Genomic DNA, 18,690 nt, shown 5'->3' with positions numbered 1-18,690 from the left:
TCAGGCCCCGGCCTTCGCCGCGGAGTTCACAGCCTCGACGATGCGCTCCAGGTCGGCCTGGGACAGCGAGGGGTGGACCGGCAGGGAGACGCACTCGGAGGCGACCTTCTCGGTGTTCGGCAGATCGAGGCCGGGGGCGAAGGGCGCCAGCGAGGGCAGGCGGTGGTTCGGGATCGGGTAGTAGACGCCCGATCCGACGTTGTACTCGTCCTTGAGGGCCTGGGTGAAGCGGTCGCGCTGCTCGCCGGTGGCCCCCTCCAGACGGATCGTGTACTGGTGGTACACGTGGGTGTAACCCTCGGGGACGAAGGGGGTGACGGCCTCGGTGATGTTGGCGCTCAGGAAGGCCGCGTTGGCCTGGCGGGTCCTGGTCCAGCCGGCCAGCTTGGTGAGCTGCACCCGGCCGATGGCCGCGTTGATGTCGGTGAGCCGGTTGTTGAGCCCGATGAGCTCGTTGGCGTAGCGCTTCTCCATGCCCTGGTTGCGGATCATCGCGGCCTTGCGGGCGACCTCGGGATCCGAGGTGGTGATCATGCCGCCCTCGCCGGCGGTCATGTTCTTGGTCGGGTAGAAGGAGAAGGCGCCGAAAGTACCGAAGGTGCCGACGTGCTTGCCGTCGATGGCGGCGGCGTGGGCCTGGGCACAGTCCTCGAAGAGCACCAGACCGTGCTTGTCGGCGATCTTCTTGAGGGCCGGCATGTTGGCCGGCAGACCGTACAGGTGCACCGGCAGGATGCCGACGGTGTGCTCGGTGATCGAGGCCTCCACCGAGGCCGGGTCGAGGGTGAAGGTGGCCGGGTCGACGTCGGCGAAGACCGGCCTGGCATTGGCCAGGGCCACCGAGTTGCCGGTGGCGGCAAAGGTGAAGGAGGGCACGATGACCTCGTCGCCGGGGCCGACGCCGGAGGCCAGCAGCCCGATGTGCAGGGCCGAGGTGCCGGAGTTGACGGCCACTGCGTGGACGCCGTCGACGACCTGGGCGGAGAACTCCTCCTCGAAGGCGTGCACCTGCGGTCCCTGGGCGACCTGCCCGGAGGCCAGCACGGCATCGACGGCCTTGCGCTCATCCTCGCCGATGATCGGCTTGGCCGGGGGAATGAATTCGTTGCTCACGTGAGCTCCTTGTGTGAATGACGCTGTGTGAAATGACGTCCTGCGCGGTGGCCTGGGCCTGCGCTCGGATTGAGTTGTGCGGGGTGCTGCGCCAGCGGTGGCAGTCGCTCTGAGTCGACCAGGAACCGTCGGCGGCCCCGTGAGGTCATCGACCTTCGGACACCAGGCTGAGGGTGTCGGTGGCGGGGTCCTCGACGAAATGGTCGCCGGTGCGGGTGTCGACCCAGTTGTGATCACCCTCGGGATCCAGCGGGAATCCGGAGCGACCGACCCACTTGATCCGGCGGGCCGGGACGCCGGCCACCAGGGCATAGGGCTGGACGTCCTTGACGACCACCGAACCGGCCGCCACCGTGGCCCACTCCCCGATCGTCACCGGGGCGACGCAGACGCTGCGGGCACCGACCGAGCAGCCGTGCTTGAGGGTGACGCCGACCGGCTCCCAGTCGTCGGCACTCTTGACGCTGCCGTCGGGGTTGCAGGCCCGCGGGAAGTGGTCATTGGTGAGGACCACGGCAGGCCCGATGAAGACGCCGTCCTCCAGGTACGCGGGTTCGTAGACCAGCGCGTAGTTCTGGATCTTGCAGTTGTCGCCGACATGCACCCCCTCGCCGATGTAGGCGCCACGTCCGACGACGACGTTCTCGCCGAGTACCGCGCCGGAGCGCACCTGGGAGAGGTGCCAGATCGACGAACCGTCGCCGATCGTCACACCATCGTCAAGATCGGCGGTGGGAATGATCCGCGGTTTCGTCATGAATCCACCCTTCTGGAGTGCTGAGTCACGTGCTCAGCCTACTCATTACGACCCCCGTTTCATCTCAGCAGGGCGCGCGTCTGTCATTCGGCGGGCCATCGGCAGGCCATCAGTGCGGTCCCCGGCCGGACGCCGAGGCCAACAACACCCCCGCATTCCGGTTGCGAGAGGTTCCCGGGGGCTGTGTGGGCCCGCGGGCGACGTGGTACCGCGCGTGCGCACCGGACCGCCCCGGGTGGCCCGGCGATGCGCCGACGCCGGCGGCGTCAGGCTCCTGCATCGAGGGGACCATGTGGCGCACTCGGAGCGGGCGGACAACCGAGCCCACGCGCGGCGTCCACCGCGACGCCGCTGTGTAGCATTCAGGATCGTGAGCAACCCGACTCCGTCCGAAGACCCTGTGACCGCCCAGACCGATGTCTCTGGTGAGCCCGAACCCGTTGATCTGCTGGGATACCTCAAGAGGCTCGCGCATCACTGGCTGGCGGGCATCATCACGGCGGTCGTCGTCGCAGGTGCCCTGTTCGGTGCAGGCCTTGCCAGCGGTTCGGACTCAGTGGGCTCGGTGTGGGCGCGAACTCATGTGATGGTCACCATGCCAGCGCCGACGAACGAGGCTCAGGCGCAGTTGCTGGCTGCTTCGTCGGACCGCCTGATCAACAGCTACGTGGCTGTTGAGAGCTCAGCCACACTGTTGGCCGACACAGCAAAGATCCTCAACGACGGAACCACCACCGAGACGCTTTCCAACGCGCTCTCGATGTACTGGGGCGGCGGCCAGATCATCGCCTTCTACGCTCTCGGTACCGATCAGAAGCAGGCCGAACAGCGGGCCAACGCCTACGCAGCGGCGTTCGTGAACGACTCTGGCCGGCTCCTGCCACCGGTGGTCTCCGGCGCCGGCAGGCCCACCTTCACAGTCGTCCAGCCCGCATTTCCGTCGCCGGCGAACCCATCGCCCACCGGAGTCGCTCGCAGCACAGATGGAAAGCTGTTGAAGTCACCGGCTGTCGCCGGGATCGCTGGGATCGTCGTCGGCCTGCTCACAATGGCCGCCCTCGAGCTGCGGAACTCCCGCCGTCGACAGTCCAGTTGAGCTGAACGGTGGTGACTGGCGTCTCCGGTGCTGGCCAACCTCGACCAGGAGCCCGACCGCCAACAGATAAAGCCAAGTGACGTGATATCGCAGCGTCGATGACGGAACCACCCCCAGAACAGGTACAAGGACCACGACCACCAAGCCAAAGGCTGTCTGCCAGTTCACCATGGGAGAGCGGGGAAGATAGCCGCGGACCAACACCCACAACCACATCGCGATGAACAACACCAGGGCGAGAATGCCGTACCGCAACCAGAACTCGAGCAACACGTTGTGCGGATCCATCAGGATGCCTCCGTAGGCGCTGGCTGCCGCTTCTTGATAGTCGACCAATGACCCGTAACCGAGCAGGGCGTTCCCGGGACTTCCCATCAACATCGCGAGCGCGTTCCCGAGGATGACGCCGCGCTTCGCAGTCGAGTTGTCCTGAATGTAGGAGCTGCTGAGCAGCGCCACTACCGACACGACGCAGAGCGATCCACCCAGCACCGCAGCCCTTACTCCCAACGCAGCACGGTGCAGCCGACGGATATTGAGGATTGCGAGCAGCGCGAAGGCTGCCACACAGCCGAGCAGCGCTCCCCGCGATCCCATGTAGGTCACCATGAACGCAGTGGTGAGCAGCACGAACCAGCGGCCAGCGTTGCGCACCCCCCGCACCGGCTGGAACCAGATCCGGGCCAGCACACCGGTGAACAGCATGGCGAGGACCACACAGAAGTCGTTGTAGTTCGGATAGGTGGCGCTCACCACAAATCGGCTGGTGGAGACGGCGCCGACCGTGTTGGCGCCCGGATACAGGATGGGCAGCAGCTTGATGCCCGTGACCATCTCTCCGATGCCCATCAGCCACACTGCAAACGCGCCCCAGTACAGCCCTTCCAGGGTGCGCCGTGCCGCCAGCTCAGGACGTTGACACCGATACATCACCCAGGCAAAGCCGATCACGGCAACCGTGATGGCGGCATTGTTGCTTGTGCTGATCAACGAGTCCCGATGCAGGAGCAACACGCTCAACGCGGACCCGATCAGGCACCACGACAGGAGAATGACCACCGGTGGGCAGGTTGGCCCTGAACGGCTCCGGGCCACGCCCACGAACACCATGAACCATGGCACCACCAGCAGCAGAATGAAGCTCAGGGGCAACCGCATCACCAGCATGGCGGCCACGACGGCCAAGACCATGCCAGGTGCCCAGCTTCGATCCGGAACCGGTCGGACGCCGCTCCCCACCGCTGAGGGGGCCGAAGCACGCTTTGCCGTGCTCTGCCCAGTGGATCCTGCAAGGGTCCCCATTGCACTCCCGTCGTCATGAACCGCGGGCGGTCCCGCGCCCCCAGACTAGTTCCCAGTGTGCGACCCCTGGCGCCGGTCAACATCGGCCAGAACCTGGGCAAGCTGCCTCACCCGTCCCCTCCAGCTGTGAGAGTCCCGTACCTCCATCACCGTCTTCCGGGCTCGACCCACCTCTTCCGGATGGTCGGAGAGCTCCTTCAGTTTCCCTGCCAGGGCATCGGTGGTGCACGGCACCGTCCACCCCAGACCACCATCAGCCACTCGCTGCCCGGCAAGGGTGCCCTCGGAGGCGAGCATGGGCTTGCCGTTTCCGATGTACTCGTAGAGCTTCAACGGAGCCGCGAAGGTCCAGTACGGCTGCGGCTCGACGGCAAGAGTGGCAACGTTGCATCGAGCAAAATAGGGGGCCAGCTGCTCCGCCCCCAGTGCGTGCACAATCTCAACATTCTCCCCCACCCACTGCCTGAGCCGTGGCTCTGCGGCAGCCCACTCCTCGGGTCGGGTGCACACCGTCATGTGCACCTCGGGAACCCGGTTCACCGCCTCGAAAAGGCGGTCAAGGCGGTATATGTCACCGAATCCTCCAACATAGAACAGCGACAGCGGGTGAGCGGGAGCCTCTTTCGGCTCCTCGACGATGTTGTGACCGGGCGGCAACTCGGCCAGCTGGACATTGGAGGGCAGATCCACATAGTCCGCCATCTTCAACGACGGCAGGAATATGACGTCCAAGCAGTGGCCATAGGCCATCACGTCATATCGGTACATCGCGATGGCGGCCTTGCGCCGAAGAGGCGAGAGCCCCTTGCCATAGAGCGGGAACCTCCAATGAATATCTCGGTAGAACAGTCCCACCGGAATTCCAGCCTTGCGCACCCGCGCGAGGAAGGCGAAGTCCTCGAAAGGATGAGTCGGTAGGTGATGCCGCTCGGTGAGCGCAGTCGGCATCGTCGAGGACTCGGAATAGCAGAAGTCGAAGTGCGTGCCTCTCCGGATGGCCTCGCTGACGAGGCGCATCTGCCGACGCCGCTGTGCTGCGGTGCCCGCGACCAACCACACCTCTCCCCACTGACTGAGGGCCTCCATCATGCGCGCAGGGCGCACCTGGCCACCGAACTTGGAGGCCATGTCGATCGGGTACGGAAGGTGATAGATACACCTGCCTCCTCGGTCATGCTCCTGGGCCGAGCGATCTGGGCTGCTGGTAGGCATGGGTCTCCTCTGAGTCCGCGAATCCGAGGCCAAGCGTAGTGGCTCACATCGCCCACCGGCGATGGCTGCCACAAGACACAGCGCGATGGGCGGCCACTCCATGAGTGTCCCTGATCAGTCGTCTGAGGACGAGTCCGGCCGGCTCCGAATCGGTAAACAGGCACATCCTGGGAGCTCGCTGCAATGCCCTCAGTAGTCTGTGGTCATGCCCAGCGCAACGAGTCTGTTCCTCCTCACCAGCTTCTATCCGCTGTCGACAGGCGAGGAGTTCATCGAGAACGAGATCGGACACCTCGCCCACGCATTCGACCGTGTGATCGTCGTGGCCACACAGACGAGTCCGACGGATGTCATAACCCGAGCAGTGCCGAGCAATGTCGAGGTGATCGCCGCCGGGGGTGCTCTTCCTTCCGGCCTCGCCGCGCTGAAGGAGGTTCTTCCCGGCCTCTCGCAGCTGCCGCGCGAGGCGTTGAGTGGCGACGCGGCCAGGAACCCCCGGATACTCGCTCTGGATGCGATGTTTGAGAATCATGCCCACCGTATCGCCGACGCACTGGCCGCGGAGCTCCCTGGGCTGCGCCTGGCACCCGGATCGCACGCCGTCATCTACTCCTTTTGGTTTCACGTCCAGGCGCGGTTGGCGATGCTGCTGGCCGCCGACCTGCGCAGTCGCGGGGTCGTCGTCGACCGGATCGTGTCGCGGGCTCACCGGTACGACCTCTACGAGGGCGAGACGAAGTACGGCCACATCCCCGAGCGCAAGCTCCTGCTGGGGGCCCTGGACGGCGTCTACCCGGTCTCCGAGCAGGGCAGCCGCGAGCTGAGACGGCGGTGGCCGGCCTTCGCGGACAAGATCCACACCCGCCATCTGGGCACGGTCGACCCCGGCGAGCAGGCGGTCTGCGCGAGGAGCCCGTTCCATCTGGTCAGCTGCTCGAATCTGGTGCCCGTCAAGCGAGTGGACAGACTGCCGGTGATCCTTGCCGGGCTGCGCAGCCGGGGGATCGACGTCGTGTGGACCCATCTGGGCGACGGCCCGCAGATGGACGCGGTTCGCGAGGCCGTCGAGCGGGCCGGGGTCGGGGAGTGGACCGATCTGCGCGGGCATGTCCCCAACACCGAGGTGCTCGATGTCGAGCGAGCACTGAACCCGTCCTGCTTCATCAACCTGTCGAGCTCCGAGGGCCTGCCGGTCTCAATGATGGAGGTTGCCGCCCTGGGGATCCCGATTCTGGCGACCGACGTCGGTGGGGTCGCCGAGATCGTCCACGACGGCGTGAATGGGAAACTCCTGCCGGCGGAATTCACCGACGCCCAGGCGGTCGATGCCCTGGCCTGGCTGGCCGGACTCGATGCGGATGCCTTCCAGGCCGCCTGCGCGGCGTCCCGCCAGGTCTGGGCGGCCGGCTTCGACCAGGCGAAGGTCTACCCGGCGTTCTGCGCCGAGGTGCTGGGAGCTGAGGAGTCGCAGGACTGAGTCTCGGACCGGTCGGAGGACGTGGGCCGACGTCTGAGAGCACCCAGCGCGACCAGCCACCACCACAGGCTCGCGCCGTAGTTCTTGAGCAGGTAGGTGTCCAGCAGGAAGGCGCCGATGGTGGCGACCAGGACGATGAGGCAGACATCGTCGGGATCGGGTTGAGCCTGTCGGCGCGCCGCGCCGAGCCGCCGGATCAGCACCACCACCGGGATGATGACCACCGGCGCCAGCAGCAGGCAGCCAGCCAGCCCGAGCTCGACCAGAACCTGGAGGAAGGTCGAGTGGGCGCTGTTGAGGGCCGGGCCCCAGTGACTGGTCACCATCCCCCGCCACGGCGTCCACAGTAGATGGGAGTCGAAGGCGTACCACGGCCACAGCCGACCCGAACCGACACCGATGAGGATGTGCGTGGGGGCGCTCGACCAGAACTTCAGGGCGGTGTCGAGGTTCTTGGCGCGCAACTCGTCGGTGGGGTTGAACAGCCGGTGCAGAACCGGCACGGCAATGACCAGGATCGCCGCGATGACGAGGACGGCGGCAGCCCCGATCCAGGCCCTGCGGCTGCGCAGCCACTGAAGGGCGATGACGACTCCGGCCAGCAGCAGGCAGATCACTCCGGCCCGGGAACCGGTGAGCACCACCGCCAGGGCGCCGAGGGCGGTGAGTCCGAGACTCCACCAGCGCCGCCAGCCGGCCAGCGCAGCCGACAGGGTGACTCCGGCGGCCAGCAGAAGGGGGACATGGATGACCGCCGAGCCGCCCATCCCGGTTGCCAGCCGGGCCGACTCGTGGACGGCTGCCGAGCGGGGCCACTGCAGGAAGCTGCAGACGATGGTGGCGGCGGCCGGCCACCACAGGATCCGGTGCAGGGGGGCCGGCGGCAGGACGCGGATGAGGGCCCAGGCGGCCAGCAACGTGGCCATCGCGGTGAGGATCGGGACGGTGAGGTAGGCCCGGGGGATGACGGTGTAGGAGACGTAGGGCCTGGGGGTCACGGCGGCCGAGATGAGGGCGTAGGCCATCAGGGCCGCACCGACCCCGGCGACGGCGATCCCGGATCTGGAGAGCCTTGTGGCCGGACGCGGCCACAGCACCAGGCAGATCAGGGCGCCTGCCAGGTAGACGAAGAGGTAGCTGTTCCACAGCCAGGGGCTGGAGGTGGGTGCCCTCCTCAGATCGAAGAAGGTCTCGATGACCAGCAGGACGGTGAGACCGGCCACCGGGAGCCAGCCTCGCCAGTCGGCGGCGGTGTCGCGGATCCGCTGGAGTCGGCCTCTGCCACGCTCCTCGGCGGGCACGATCCCGCTCCCGGGTAGCGCCGCATCAGCGAGCCCAGCAGGGCCGTCGGCGACATCCACCTCGTCACCTTCGACCCGGGCCCCGCCGGAATCTGCTGCCGCCATGTCGCTCCACCACCTCTTCTCGGGCACCCCGATCATGCCACCGCACGGGCGTCCACCACCGGCCGAGCCCCTCTCGCCTGCACCGCCAGCCGACTCTCAGCTGGACCACTTCCCGGCGTAGAACAGCCACCCCCACCACACCATTACAGCCAGGTCGATGACCACCGCGATCAGCACCAGCCACCGCCAGAAGAGCTTGAGCCCCACCGGTCGTGACGGGCCACGGGTGAGTTCCCCGATCGCGATGAACAGCGGGAACCACAGCAGCACAGCCCGGTTGACGCTCATGAACCAGTGCCCGATCGAGAAGGCGAGCACCTGGATCCCCACCCAGGAGGCCGAGGCCCACCGCCTCCTGACAAGGCAGTACAGCGTCACCGCGCACCCGGCGGCGATGGCCAGGATCTCCAGCCGGAAGACCAGCGCCACGATGCCGGCGTCGGCCCCGTAGACCGACTGCCAGGTGGCGGCCCGGGTCGCGGGCACGGTATTGCGCCAGGACTCCAACGGGGTGCTGAAGCCACGTCCCCAGCCCCTGTCCTGGGCCTGGAACCAGGCGGTCCACGAGCCGGTCAGCCGATGCAGATAGGTCACATAGGCCGCCAGCACCGCCAGCGGCAGCACCAGGGTGGCCAGCCGGGCGGCGATCGCCGCCGGCCTGCGGTCGACCGGCCGAGTTGCCATTCCGGCCCGACCGTCTCGCCACTGGCCATCCCCCAGCACCGCCATCACCGCCAGCGCCCCCACCAGGAACAGCCCCGAGACCCGCAGGGTGCAGGCCAACGCAGCCAGCCCGGCGGCCGGCCACCACTTTCCCGCCCGGGCCCGCTCCCAGGCCCAGAAGGCCGCCGCGCAGAACGGCGCCTCGGTGTACCCGACAGTGGTGAACACCGCGGTCGGGGCGATCAGCCACAGGCAGGCGGGCACCGTCCCACCGATCCGGTACAACGCCAGGGCCGCCAGCAGGGAGCAGATCAGCGCCAGCACCGCACCCGTCACCGGCATCGGTATGCCCACCAGGGCACCGGCCCGCATCACCAACGGAAGTCCCGGGAAGAAGGCCATCTCCAGCGAATCGGCGTAGCCGTTGCGGGTAATGGTCATGAAGTGCTGGACGTCCCAGTTCGAGATCGCCGCGGTGAACCCGTACCTGGTCAGCGCCACCACGACCAGGACGCCGGCCAGCAGCGCCCGGCTGCCCAGCCAGGTCCTGAGGACCAGCCCAAGATCGTCGGCCGGCATCGTCGGGCGGATCTGCGCACGGCGGGACGAGCGGGCAGCGCGGGATGCACCGCGTGCAGTCACCTCGGTGTCCCGGGATGCGGCTGGCGGTCGTCGGCCGCGGCGTCGAAGTCGGACTCGGACTCGGTCTCGGCGTCCTCGGACTCGACCCGGGCATCGTCGGCGTCGGCCAGCCCCGACGGCGTCACCTCATCCTGGCCGTCGGGGGCATGGTCGAGCACCCCACCGGTCGGGTCATCGGTGAACCCGGACCTCACGGCATCCACCCAGGGCCGTCTCATGTCGTCGATCACTCCCCAGCCGAACCAGGCCAGCCCTGCCAGCCGCAGCACGATCGCCGCCCAGTAGACGACGTCGGCCTCAGATCCGCCGGGCAGCGACAGGCCGCCCAGATGGGCCCACACCGCACAGAAGTACAGCGACTCGGTGACCGTGATGACGGTCCAGTCGCGCCAGTCGGGCCGGGCCAGCACGCACAGCGGGATGAGCAGCAGCACGAACTGCGGGGAATAGACCTTCGCGGTGAGGAAGAACACGATCACCGCCAGGCAGGCCACCTGCGAGACCCGGGGACGCCGCGGGATCGACAGCGAGAACCATGCCAGCGCGATGAGACCGGCCGCAGTGAGCACGGCGGCGATCCACCCCACCCAGGGCACGATCGAGCCGGTGGAGTCCTTGACGATGTACCAGACGGTGCCCAGCCCGGTGCCGGCCCAGAATGCGGTGTGGAACATCCGGCCCCAGTTGGTGGGGCTGATCAGGAGGACCACCAGGTGGCAGGCCACCAGCACCCCGATCGTCGCCATCAGATACCGTCCGAGCTCGGTGAGCTTGGTGGCGCGCAGACACAGCACCACCACTGCGAAGGCCACCAGAGCCGACTGCAGGCTGCCGGCACAGGCCAGCCCCATCAGGACCCCGGCCAGCACCGGACGACGCCTGGTCCAGGCCAGCATCGAGAACATCACCAGGCACACCGGCACCAGGGTGAAGTCGACCAGACCGGCCAGGTAGATGCCGGGACTGGCGGCCACCCAGAAGACATCCCAGCTGCGCCGTTGGGGGGAGTCCAGCCGTCCCGAGGCCGTCACCGCGATCCCGGCATCGGAGCCGCGACCCATCAGCATGGTGGCGACCACGATCCCCAGGAAGGCCGCGAAGAGCAGGATCTGGGCGACTCCCCAATAGGCATTCGCGGTGTCCAGAACCTGTTGGGGGGACGCCGTCGGCCCGACATCGGCGCCGAACAGCCTGACCACCCAGCGGCACAGCGCCATCACGGCGATCACCAGCGGGCTCTGCTCGATCCCGACCTCTCGCAGCAGGGACCCCCCTCTGCCCATCCCCGAGCTCTGGAAGATCACCGGGATGTCGGAGTAGCACAGTCGCTGATAGGGGTCGACGGCCTTGGTGACGTCGTGCTGGACGCACGGCGTCATCCGGTAGATGGCCAGCAGCCAGACCACCGTGGCGGTGAGGACCGCCCAGGAAGCGGGGTCGAAGAACCGCCCGCGCGGCCAGGCGTGGCGTCCCATCGGTCCACCGATCCGGCGGTCGAGACCCCACCGGGAGACCAGCGAGCGGTGACGCTCGGGTACTGCGACGCGGGGGGGAAGGCTCACGGGCACAGGCTACCTGCCGCCGCTGGACTCGCCGCTCGGCTCGCGGGTGGCACCACCCTCGCCCTCACCCTGGCCGCCGGTCTGTTCCCTGCCGGCCTCGGTGGAGGTGCGGGTGGGCTCGGGTTGGGTGGTCCTGGTGGGGCGGGTGGTCGTCTGCTCGCTGGTCGGACGGGTCGTGGTGGGACTCGCCGGCGCGGTGGAGGTCGGCTGGGTCGGCGCGGTGCTGGCGGGCGCCGCACTCGAGGAGGTCGCCGGCGGCCGGTAGGAACTGGAGGTCGTCGTCGGCTGGGAGACGGTCTGGCGCCCGCCGGAGCCGTAGTGGTGGCCCGACAGGTTGACCCAGTCCGGCTCGGGGAAGTCCTGGGCCGTCTTGCCCGACATCGCCACACTCATGTACGCCGCCCAGGTCTGGGCCGGGTAGGTGCCGCCGAAGAAGGTGGCGTCCCCCGCAGCCGCGTAGGGGTCGAGGTCCTCATTGCCGGTAGCCCCGGCCACGAACATCACGGCGGTGGAGATCTGCCGGGTGAAGGCGACGAACCAGGCCGAGGTGATGTTGTCGCCGACGCCATTGGTACCGGTCTTGCCGGCCACCGGGAAGCCCAGATCAGAGACGGCGGTGCCGGTGCCCTGGGTGACCACATTCTCCAGGGCGTAGGTGACGTCGTGGGAGATGTCCTTCTCGATCGCCTGCTTGGTCGGCGTCTTGGCGGTGTAGATGGTCTTTCCGGACAGATCGGTCACCTTGGCGACGACATGCGGGCTCGCCTCCTTGCCCTCGTTGGCCAGGGTGGCGTAGCCGGCCGCCTGCTGCAGCGGACTGACCTCGGCGACGCCGAGCGGGATGCGATTGTTGAGATCCCATCCCTGACCCTTGGGGACCCCGGCGTCATTGGCAGCCTTGACCACCTGGGAGGGGCCGTCGTCCATCTGGGAGACCATGTCGACGAAGGCGGTGTTGATGGAGTCCTCGATGGCCTTCTGGAGGGTGACGGTGCCGTACTCCTCGCTGAACTCGTTGTGGATCGGCACCTTGTCACCCTTGGGGGTGAAGGTGTCGCCGTCGAGGCTGGAGCGCAGGCTGAACCCGTCGCGCATCCCGGCGATCGCAGCATAGGTCTTGAAGGTGGACGCCGCCGGGCGGGCCGTCGTCGCCCAGTTGCGGGTGTTCTCGACGTAGTCGTTGTTGCCGCCGTACAAGGCGATGACACCGCCGGTGGTGGCGTCGACCGAGGCGATCGCGGCATGCAGCTGCTTGGCCTTGGTCTGGCCGGCATTGGCTCCGGCGGTCATCTGGAAGCGCTGGCCGGTCTGGACGGCGGCCCGCTGGGCGGTCGGGTCGAAGGTGGTGGTGATCTTCAGTCCACCGCCATTGATCTGGGACTCGGTGAAGCCCTGGTCCAGCAGCTCCTGCTCGACCATCTTCAGCAGGTAGCCGTTGGTGCCTCCCCAGCGATTGTTGATGGGGACATCGGGGAAGGTCGGCAGCGCCCGGGAGTACTCGTCGTGCTGGGCCTGGGTGATGTTTCCGGCCTCCAGCATGCCGTCCAGCACGTAGCGGTACCGGTCCAGCAGCCGGTTCCGGCTGGAAACCCCATTGGAGGGGTCGAAGAGGCTGGGGTTGTTGATGACCGAGGCCAGCACCGCCGACTGCTGGATGGTGAGCTGCCCGGCGTCGACGTTGAAGTACGCCTTCGACGCGGCCTGGATGCCGTAGGCGCCACGGCCGAAGTAGATGGTGTTGAGATAGCCGGCCAGGATGTCCTGCTTGGACACCTCCTTGCCCATCTTCACCGCCAGCACCAGCTCTCGGAACTTGCGCTGCATGGTGCGATCCTGGGTGAGGTAGAGCACCTTGATGTACTGCTGGGTGATGGTCGACCCGCCCTGGATCTCACCGCCGTTCGAGATGGAGATGATCGCCCTGGCGATGCCCGGGACCGAGATCCCGCCGTCCTCCCAGAAGGTCCGGTTCTCCGCGGAGATGACGGCGTCCTTGATGGAGGTGGGCATCTGGTTGAAGGAGATCGTCTGACGGTTCTGGATCGAGAAGGAGCCCATCTTCGTCTTGGAGTCGTTGAAGTAGACGAAGGAGGTGTTGGTCTGGAAATCCTTGTTGGGATCGGGAAGGCTCGTCCTGTTGTAGAAGATGATGACGGCCACGCCGACCACCAGGACCAGCACCAGGAAGATCACCAGCAGGGTGAAGAAGAACCGCTTGAAGAAGGTCCTGACCCGGGAGTGCTGCTTTCCCGAGCGACCCTTGGATGAGCCGTGCCTGCCAGAGCTGTGGCCGGAACCGTGGCGCCCCGATCCGCTCTCCGAGGCGGCCGCGTGGCGCGGTGTGCCGGCCTTGCCCTTGCGGTGCGGCTCAGCCATATATGTCCTCCACGGTCTCTTGGTGGCGCGGCCGCCGGCGTCGGCGTCCGTCCCCCAGAATGTAGTGGGTCAGGATGTGATTCCACAGGCAGTCGGGGCAGACCTCGACCTCGTAGACCCGGAACTCGCCGAACTGACTCTCCATCTCCTCGAGCTCCTCGGCGCTGCGGATGCGCCCGGAGAACTGGCCCAGTTGGCCGCCATAGGTGTAGCGCAGCAGGGTCAGCCGGGGGGACTCGCAGACCGGGCAGGGGGTGTCCATCTCCTCGCCGTGGTGCAGAGCGGCACGCACCAGCATCGGGTCGGCGTCGCAACTGGCCGGTGCATTGAGGTCGACCTGCGGACGGCGCAGCGCCTCCAGTGCCCGACGGCGCTGCAGCGCGTGGGAGACCACTTCTCGCTGCGTTTTCATGGCGTCCAGACTACGGCGCCCGGCGAACGGCGTCCCGAAACGCTTCCCCGGCCCCCTTTAACACCTCCACTGGCCACCTTCCGGCCCCCTTGCCCCCTCCCCATCGACGTTCGTCCTCAAATATGGCGTTCGTCCTGGAATTCCAGGACGAACGCCATATTTGAGGACGAACGTGGGAAGAGCGGAGGCTGGACCCACCAGCTGGACGACGCGGACGACCCCCGGAGCCCACCCTGCGGGTCACCCGGCCGCTCCGCAGAACAGTCCCGCCGTACAGTCCAGCGCCGTCCTGCGCCCACCCGCTACCCTCGGCCTCATGCCTGCAGACCTGGAGAGCGCGCCCATCACGTTGACAGCGAGGACCCTCGACAATGGGATGCGGGTGGTCGTCAACTCCGACATGACCTGCCCGGCAGTGGCGGTCAACATCTGGTTCCGGGTCGGCTCGGCCGACGAGACGGCGGGCCATTTCGGCTTCGCCCACCTCTTCGAGCACCTGATGTTCTCCGGCACGACCAGCGGCATCGCCTCCGGCGAGCACCTGGCCACCGTCGAGTCGGTGGGCGGTACCGCCAATGCCACGACCAGCTTCGACCGCACCAACTTCTTCGAGACGGTCCCGGCCGGCGCCCTGGACCTGGCTCTGTGGCTGGAGTCCGAGAGGTTGGCCCACCTGGCGGTGACTGCCGAGAACCTGGACATCCAGCGCGAGGTGGTCAAGGAGGAGAAGCGTCAGCGCTACGACAACGTTCCCTACGGCGACATGCTCGCCCAGCTGCTCAGCCAGCAGTTCGGGCCATCGGATCTGCCCGGCGCCCACCCCTATGCCCACACCACGATCGGGTCGGTTCCCGACCTGGACGCCGCATCCCTGGACGACGTCGTGTCCTTCCACCGCCAGTGGTACCGGCCGGGCAACGCCTGCCTGGTGATCGCCGGATGCGTGGACGCCGATCAGGCGCTGATGCTGGCCGACCGGTATCTGGGGGCGGTTCCGGCCGGTGAGGGACCCCTCCCGCCGACCGACCGGAGGCCGTCGAACCTCGGGATTCCGGCCTCCTCACATCTGGTGCTGGAGCGCGACGTGCCGCGCACCACGATCACGATGACCTGGCCCACCCCGGCGGCCACCGATCCGGAGGAGCTGAGCCTGGAGGACGCCATGTCGGTGCTCCAGACCGGGATGGCCTCCCGGCTGATCCGTCGTCTGGTGCGCGATCTCGAACTGACCGAGGGGGTCTCCGGCTACGACCTGGGGCTGTCGAGGGGGCGATCGGCCGGGGCGGTGGTCGCCCAACTGAAGCCGGGGGCCTCCGAGGACCGGGTCATCGAGGAGATCTCGGATGCCCTGCGGAAGCTGGCCGCCGAGGGCCCGACCGCCACCGAGATGGCGCGGATCCACGCCCAGGCCGAACGCGACTGGCTGCTGGAGCTGGCCACCGCCGACGACCGGGCGGACGCGATCAACTACTACGAGACGATCATGGGGTCGGCGGACCAGGTCAACAGCTACCTGGACCGGATCGCCCGGGTGGGGGCCGACGAGGTGACGCGGGCAGCCGCCAGGTGGCTGGACCCCGACAGCGCCTCGGTTCTGGTCTACCGACGGCTCGAGGACGGCGCGGGATCCGGCGAGCAAGGCGTCGTCAGGGTTCCGGGGAACGATCCCGGGGCGGAGCTGGAGCAGGAGATCGACGTCGACCAGAGCACCGATGGGGCCGCTGAGCTGAGCAAGGAGTCGCGATGAGTGAGAAGACTGCGCCGTTGAACCCGCGCCCGGAGGTCTCGGCCGCCTCGCCGTGGACCTTCCCCGACTCCCACCACGAGCAGCTGGACTCCGGGCTTCGGGTGGTGCGGGTGCCGATCCCCGGCCAGCAGGTGGTCACTGTCGAACTGGGGCTCGATGTGCCCCTGACGGCCGAGGAACCGACCCAACTGGGGGTGGCGAGTCTGGTCCTCACCAGCAGCGACGAGGGCACCCAAAAGCATCCGGGGGCCGAGCTGGCGGAGGCCATCGAGTCCATCGGCGCCAGCTACGACGGGGCCTGCGGCCTGACCTCCAGCAGTGTCAGCATCGAGGTCCCGCGCCGGCACCTGGATCAGGCACTGGAGCTGCTCGCCGAGATCATCACCTCATCGGCCCTGGCAGATGCCGATGTGCTGCGCCAGATGGCCCAGGCGAGGGCGCAGCTGGCCCAGGCGGCCCAGAACGGTCCGAGCCTGGCGGGACTGGCGGTCTCCCGCGAGGTCTGGCCGCTGGGTGCCCGCGCGTCGCGGCCGATCGGCGGCACCGCCACCACCCTGGACGCCATCACCCCCGACGACGTGCGGGCCTTCCGTGACGCCACCTGGCTGCCCGTCGGCGGCGTCATCGTACTGGCCGGTGACGGCGTCGACCAGGTGGATCTCGGCGCCTTCTCGCGGTGGACCGGTGCTCGCGCGGGCGAGGCGGGGAAGGTGCGGTGGGACCAGCTCGGCACCGACGGTCCGACCGGGGTGCTGCTGGTCGACCGGCCGGACGCGGTTCAGGCCGATGTCCGGATCCAGACCCGGGTGCCCGGCCGCCAGGACCCGAGATGGGCCGCGCTCAAAGTGGCCTGCCTGGTCCTTGGCGGCACCTTCGGTTCACGTCTCAACACGGTGCTGCGGGAGCAGAAGGGCTGGTCCTACGGTGTCTCGGCGACGGCCCGCGCGCTGCGCGACGGCGGACTGGTGACGGTCGGCGGGGCGTTTCGCGCCGAGGTCGCGGCACAGGCCGTGCGGACGGCCCTGGACCTGGTGGACCCCGCATCGGCGCCTCTGGAGGAGGCGGAGGCGCGCGATGCCCGCAACCATGCGGTAGGGGTGGCACCGTTGCAGTACGACACCGCCGGCGCGGTCGCCAGCCAGGTGACCACCCTGGAGATGGCTGGCCTGACCGGGGAATGGGTCGACCAGTTGATGGCCGACACCGCGGCAGTGACCGTCGACCGGGCGAACCGGGCATGGCACGAACTGCTGCCGGCCTCGGCATGGCGAGTGGGGATCGCCGGGCCCGCCGCGACGCTGGGACCGGCCCTCGAGGAGGCCGGATTCATGGTGGAGGTCATCTCACCGTCGGAACTGCTGGGCTGATCGCCGACCCCGCAGGACCGCCGACCGGCCTGTTTTCCCTGAGCCGGCCCGGTTCGCGTACACTGTCATGGTCGATTCGTTCGTCGGCTGAGATGCCAGCACGTCCGTTCGGCCTATGAGGGGCATTGGCGCAGTTGGTAGCGCGGCTGCTTTGCAAGCAGTAGGTCAGGGGTTCGAATCCCCTATGCTCCACCCAAAGTGTCTTACGGGAACACGCGACATCGAAAGATGTGGTGTGTTCCCGTAAGGGTTCCTCTCCCTCGTCGCTGGGGGTCTTGCTCTCGCGGATGATGGTGGCGAACGGCTCGGCCAGGCGCGGACGTAGTTGCTCGTCATCGGTGATGTCGAGGCGGGTGTAGAACGCCTGGTTCGCCAGCCGCCGGTCGGCATCACCTGAACGAGCGTAGGCACGGTGCGCGTCGGTGAGCAGCCGCAGCGAGTCGTGCAGGAACGCGCGTCCGCCGGTGTGGTGCTCATCGTGCTCGGCAAGGCGCTGGTTCACGTCGGACAGGCCCGCCCGGATGCGGTCTTGATGCCGCTTCAAGGTCGGCAGGTCAATCGCGTCGGCGAAGTGCGCGGCCAGCAGCTTGTCGCTCTCCGACTCCAACTTGGCCCGGTTCGCCATGAGGTCGGCGATCTCCTGGTCGCGGCCCGCCATGCGCTTGTCGAACGCCGCGTCCACCCGCTTGGCGAGGTCGCGGTAGGTGTCGTCGCTGATCGTGATGGAGGCGTAGGAGTCCGCGACGAGACGTTCCGCGACCGCGACCGGAACCGCCCGCCTCGTGCAGCTCGTCTTCTTGGCGGCGCGGCCGGAGCAGACGAAGTAGGCGTAGGTGGTGCCGCGCGGGTTGGTGGCGAAGTCGAGGAGCATCCGCGACCCGCAGGTGCCGCAGTACAACAGGCCTTTGAGGTGATGGGCGTGCTGCACATGCCGGGTCTGCTTCGCGGTCCGCGCTTTCAGTAGCGACTGCACCTGATCGAACAGCGCCGCTTCCACGATGGGCTCGTGCGCACCGGGATACAGGGCGCCCTTGTACCGGATCAGCCCGGCGTAGTACGGGTTCGTCAGCAGCTTGTAGAGCGTGTTCTTCCCCAGCGGCTTGCTCGGGCGCTTCGGCGTCGGCACCGTGACCAAGCCGCGTGCGGTGAGGTCGCGCAGCAGCCCGGTCACCGAGGTCTCACCCTCGGCATAATGCTCGAACGCCCACCGGATCAGCGGCGCACGCTCGGGGTCGACTGGACTGCTTGCCGTTTCTCGGACACGCCCAAACACTTGGTTTCAGGCCACCTGACGTGATTCCCTGTACTCCGCCTCAATCTCATTAGGGGTCCGATACCCCAACGACGAGTGAAGACGTTTCTGATTATACCTGAGCTCGATCCACCGCACAATATCCCGGACCGCCTCATCCTTGGTCCGATAGATTACCCGGTGCACCCTCTCGTTCTTCAACGTCGCATTGAACGACTCCGCCCACGCATTATCCCAGCACAGTCCCGTCCTCCCCACGGACAGTCTGATATCATAGGACTCGAGCAGCTCGGTGAATTCCTTCGA

At 67.6% G+C, this 18,690-nt stretch carries 13 protein-coding genes, 1 tRNA gene and 2 pseudogenes; 5 read left to right on the top strand and 11 right to left on the bottom strand.

Annotated elements, in window-relative coordinates:
* A complete protein-coding gene (locus G554_RS0104270; RefSeq protein WP_027586942.1) occupies positions 1–1,113 on the bottom strand; it encodes a DegT/DnrJ/EryC1/StrS family aminotransferase in 1,113 nt (370 codons plus the stop codon).
* 145 nt (positions 1,114–1,258) lie between these two features.
* Entirely contained in the window at positions 1,259–1,870 is a 612-nt protein-coding gene (locus G554_RS0104265) for an acyltransferase (protein WP_027586941.1), read from the bottom strand.
* A gap of 370 nt (positions 1,871–2,240) precedes the next feature.
* Here G554_RS0104265 and G554_RS17555 point away from each other — a divergent pair, with 370 nt between their 5' ends.
* A complete protein-coding gene (locus G554_RS17555) occupies positions 2,241–2,966 on the top strand; it encodes a YveK family protein (RefSeq protein ID WP_154654169.1) in 726 nt (241 codons plus the stop codon).
* On the opposite strand, the gene G554_RS14600 is transcribed toward G554_RS17555, so the two are convergent.
* Both G554_RS14600 and G554_RS0104255 read right to left on the bottom strand, forming a co-directional pair.
* On the bottom strand, positions 2,871–4,133 hold the full coding sequence (locus G554_RS14600) for an O-antigen ligase family protein (protein ID WP_245569942.1): 1,263 nt from the start codon (positions 4,131–4,133) through the stop codon (positions 2,871–2,873). The genes G554_RS17555 and G554_RS14600 overlap by 96 nt on opposite strands.
* A 180-nt stretch (positions 4,134–4,313) precedes the next feature.
* Positions 4,314–5,480: a glycosyltransferase gene (locus G554_RS0104255; protein WP_027586940.1), complete on the bottom strand. Its 1,167-nt coding sequence runs from the start codon at positions 5,478–5,480 to the stop codon at positions 4,314–4,316.
* 205 nt (positions 5,481–5,685) lie between these two features.
* Between G554_RS0104255 and G554_RS0104250 the strand changes: the two genes are divergently transcribed.
* Complete coding sequence (locus G554_RS0104250; RefSeq protein WP_036924596.1) at positions 5,686–6,957, top strand: glycosyltransferase; 1,272 nt, start codon at positions 5,686–5,688, stop codon at positions 6,955–6,957.
* Here the strand turns inward: G554_RS0104250 and G554_RS14595 are convergent.
* From G554_RS14595 to G554_RS0104225, 5 genes are all read right to left on the bottom strand, one after another.
* A complete protein-coding gene (locus G554_RS14595) occupies positions 6,906–8,363 on the bottom strand; it encodes an O-antigen ligase family protein (RefSeq protein ID WP_161626461.1) in 1,458 nt (485 codons plus the stop codon). The genes G554_RS0104250 and G554_RS14595 overlap by 52 nt on opposite strands.
* A gap of 96 nt (positions 8,364–8,459) precedes the next feature.
* Positions 8,460–9,605: a mannosyltransferase family protein gene (locus G554_RS0104240; RefSeq protein ID WP_051232408.1), complete on the bottom strand. Its 1,146-nt coding sequence runs from the start codon at positions 9,603–9,605 to the stop codon at positions 8,460–8,462.
* Between the two features lie 59 nt (positions 9,606–9,664).
* Positions 9,665–11,143: a hypothetical protein gene (locus G554_RS14590; RefSeq protein WP_051232406.1), complete on the bottom strand. Its 1,479-nt coding sequence runs from the start codon at positions 11,141–11,143 to the stop codon at positions 9,665–9,667.
* Between the two features lie 96 nt (positions 11,144–11,239).
* Positions 11,240–13,606, bottom strand: a complete 2,367-nt coding sequence (locus G554_RS14585; protein WP_084648303.1) for a transglycosylase domain-containing protein — start codon at positions 13,604–13,606, stop codon at positions 11,240–11,242.
* Entirely contained in the window at positions 13,599–14,018 is a 420-nt protein-coding gene (locus G554_RS0104225) for a DUF5318 family protein (RefSeq protein ID WP_027586937.1), read from the bottom strand. Before G554_RS0104225 ends, G554_RS14585 begins: the two co-directional genes overlap by 8 nt.
* Positions 14,019–14,334: 316 nt before the next feature.
* Here G554_RS0104225 and G554_RS14580 point away from each other — a divergent pair.
* From G554_RS14580 to G554_RS0104210, 3 genes and pseudogenes are all read left to right on the top strand, one after another.
* Positions 14,335–15,513, top strand: a pseudogene (locus G554_RS14580) (M16 family metallopeptidase); the annotation flags it as partial.
* Between the two features lie 368 nt (positions 15,514–15,881).
* Positions 15,882–17,132: a M16 family metallopeptidase gene (locus G554_RS0104215; RefSeq protein WP_027586936.1), complete on the top strand. Its 1,251-nt coding sequence runs from the start codon at positions 15,882–15,884 to the stop codon at positions 17,130–17,132.
* 119 nt (positions 17,133–17,251) lie between these two features.
* Positions 17,252–17,324: transfer RNA gene (locus G554_RS0104210), tRNA-Ala, on the top strand.
* Between the two features lie 604 nt (positions 17,325–17,928).
* Here the strand turns inward: G554_RS0104210 and G554_RS18635 are convergent.
* A pseudogene (locus G554_RS18635) lies at positions 17,929–18,303 on the bottom strand (recombinase family protein); the annotation flags it as partial.
* A 108-nt stretch (positions 18,304–18,411) separates the two neighbouring features.
* Positions 18,412–18,690, bottom strand: a 279-nt coding sequence (locus G554_RS0104195) for an integrase core domain-containing protein (protein WP_027586934.1), incomplete at its 5' end; no start/stop codon positions are given.

Origin of the sequence: Acidipropionibacterium thoenii DSM 20276 (assembly GCF_000423445.1) — a bacterium.
GTDB classification, from domain to species: Bacteria; Actinomycetota; Actinomycetes; order Propionibacteriales; family Propionibacteriaceae; genus Acidipropionibacterium; species Acidipropionibacterium thoenii.
The sequence above is the reverse complement of the archived record's forward strand: the minus strand, read 5'-3'. Positions and strand labels throughout refer to the sequence as shown.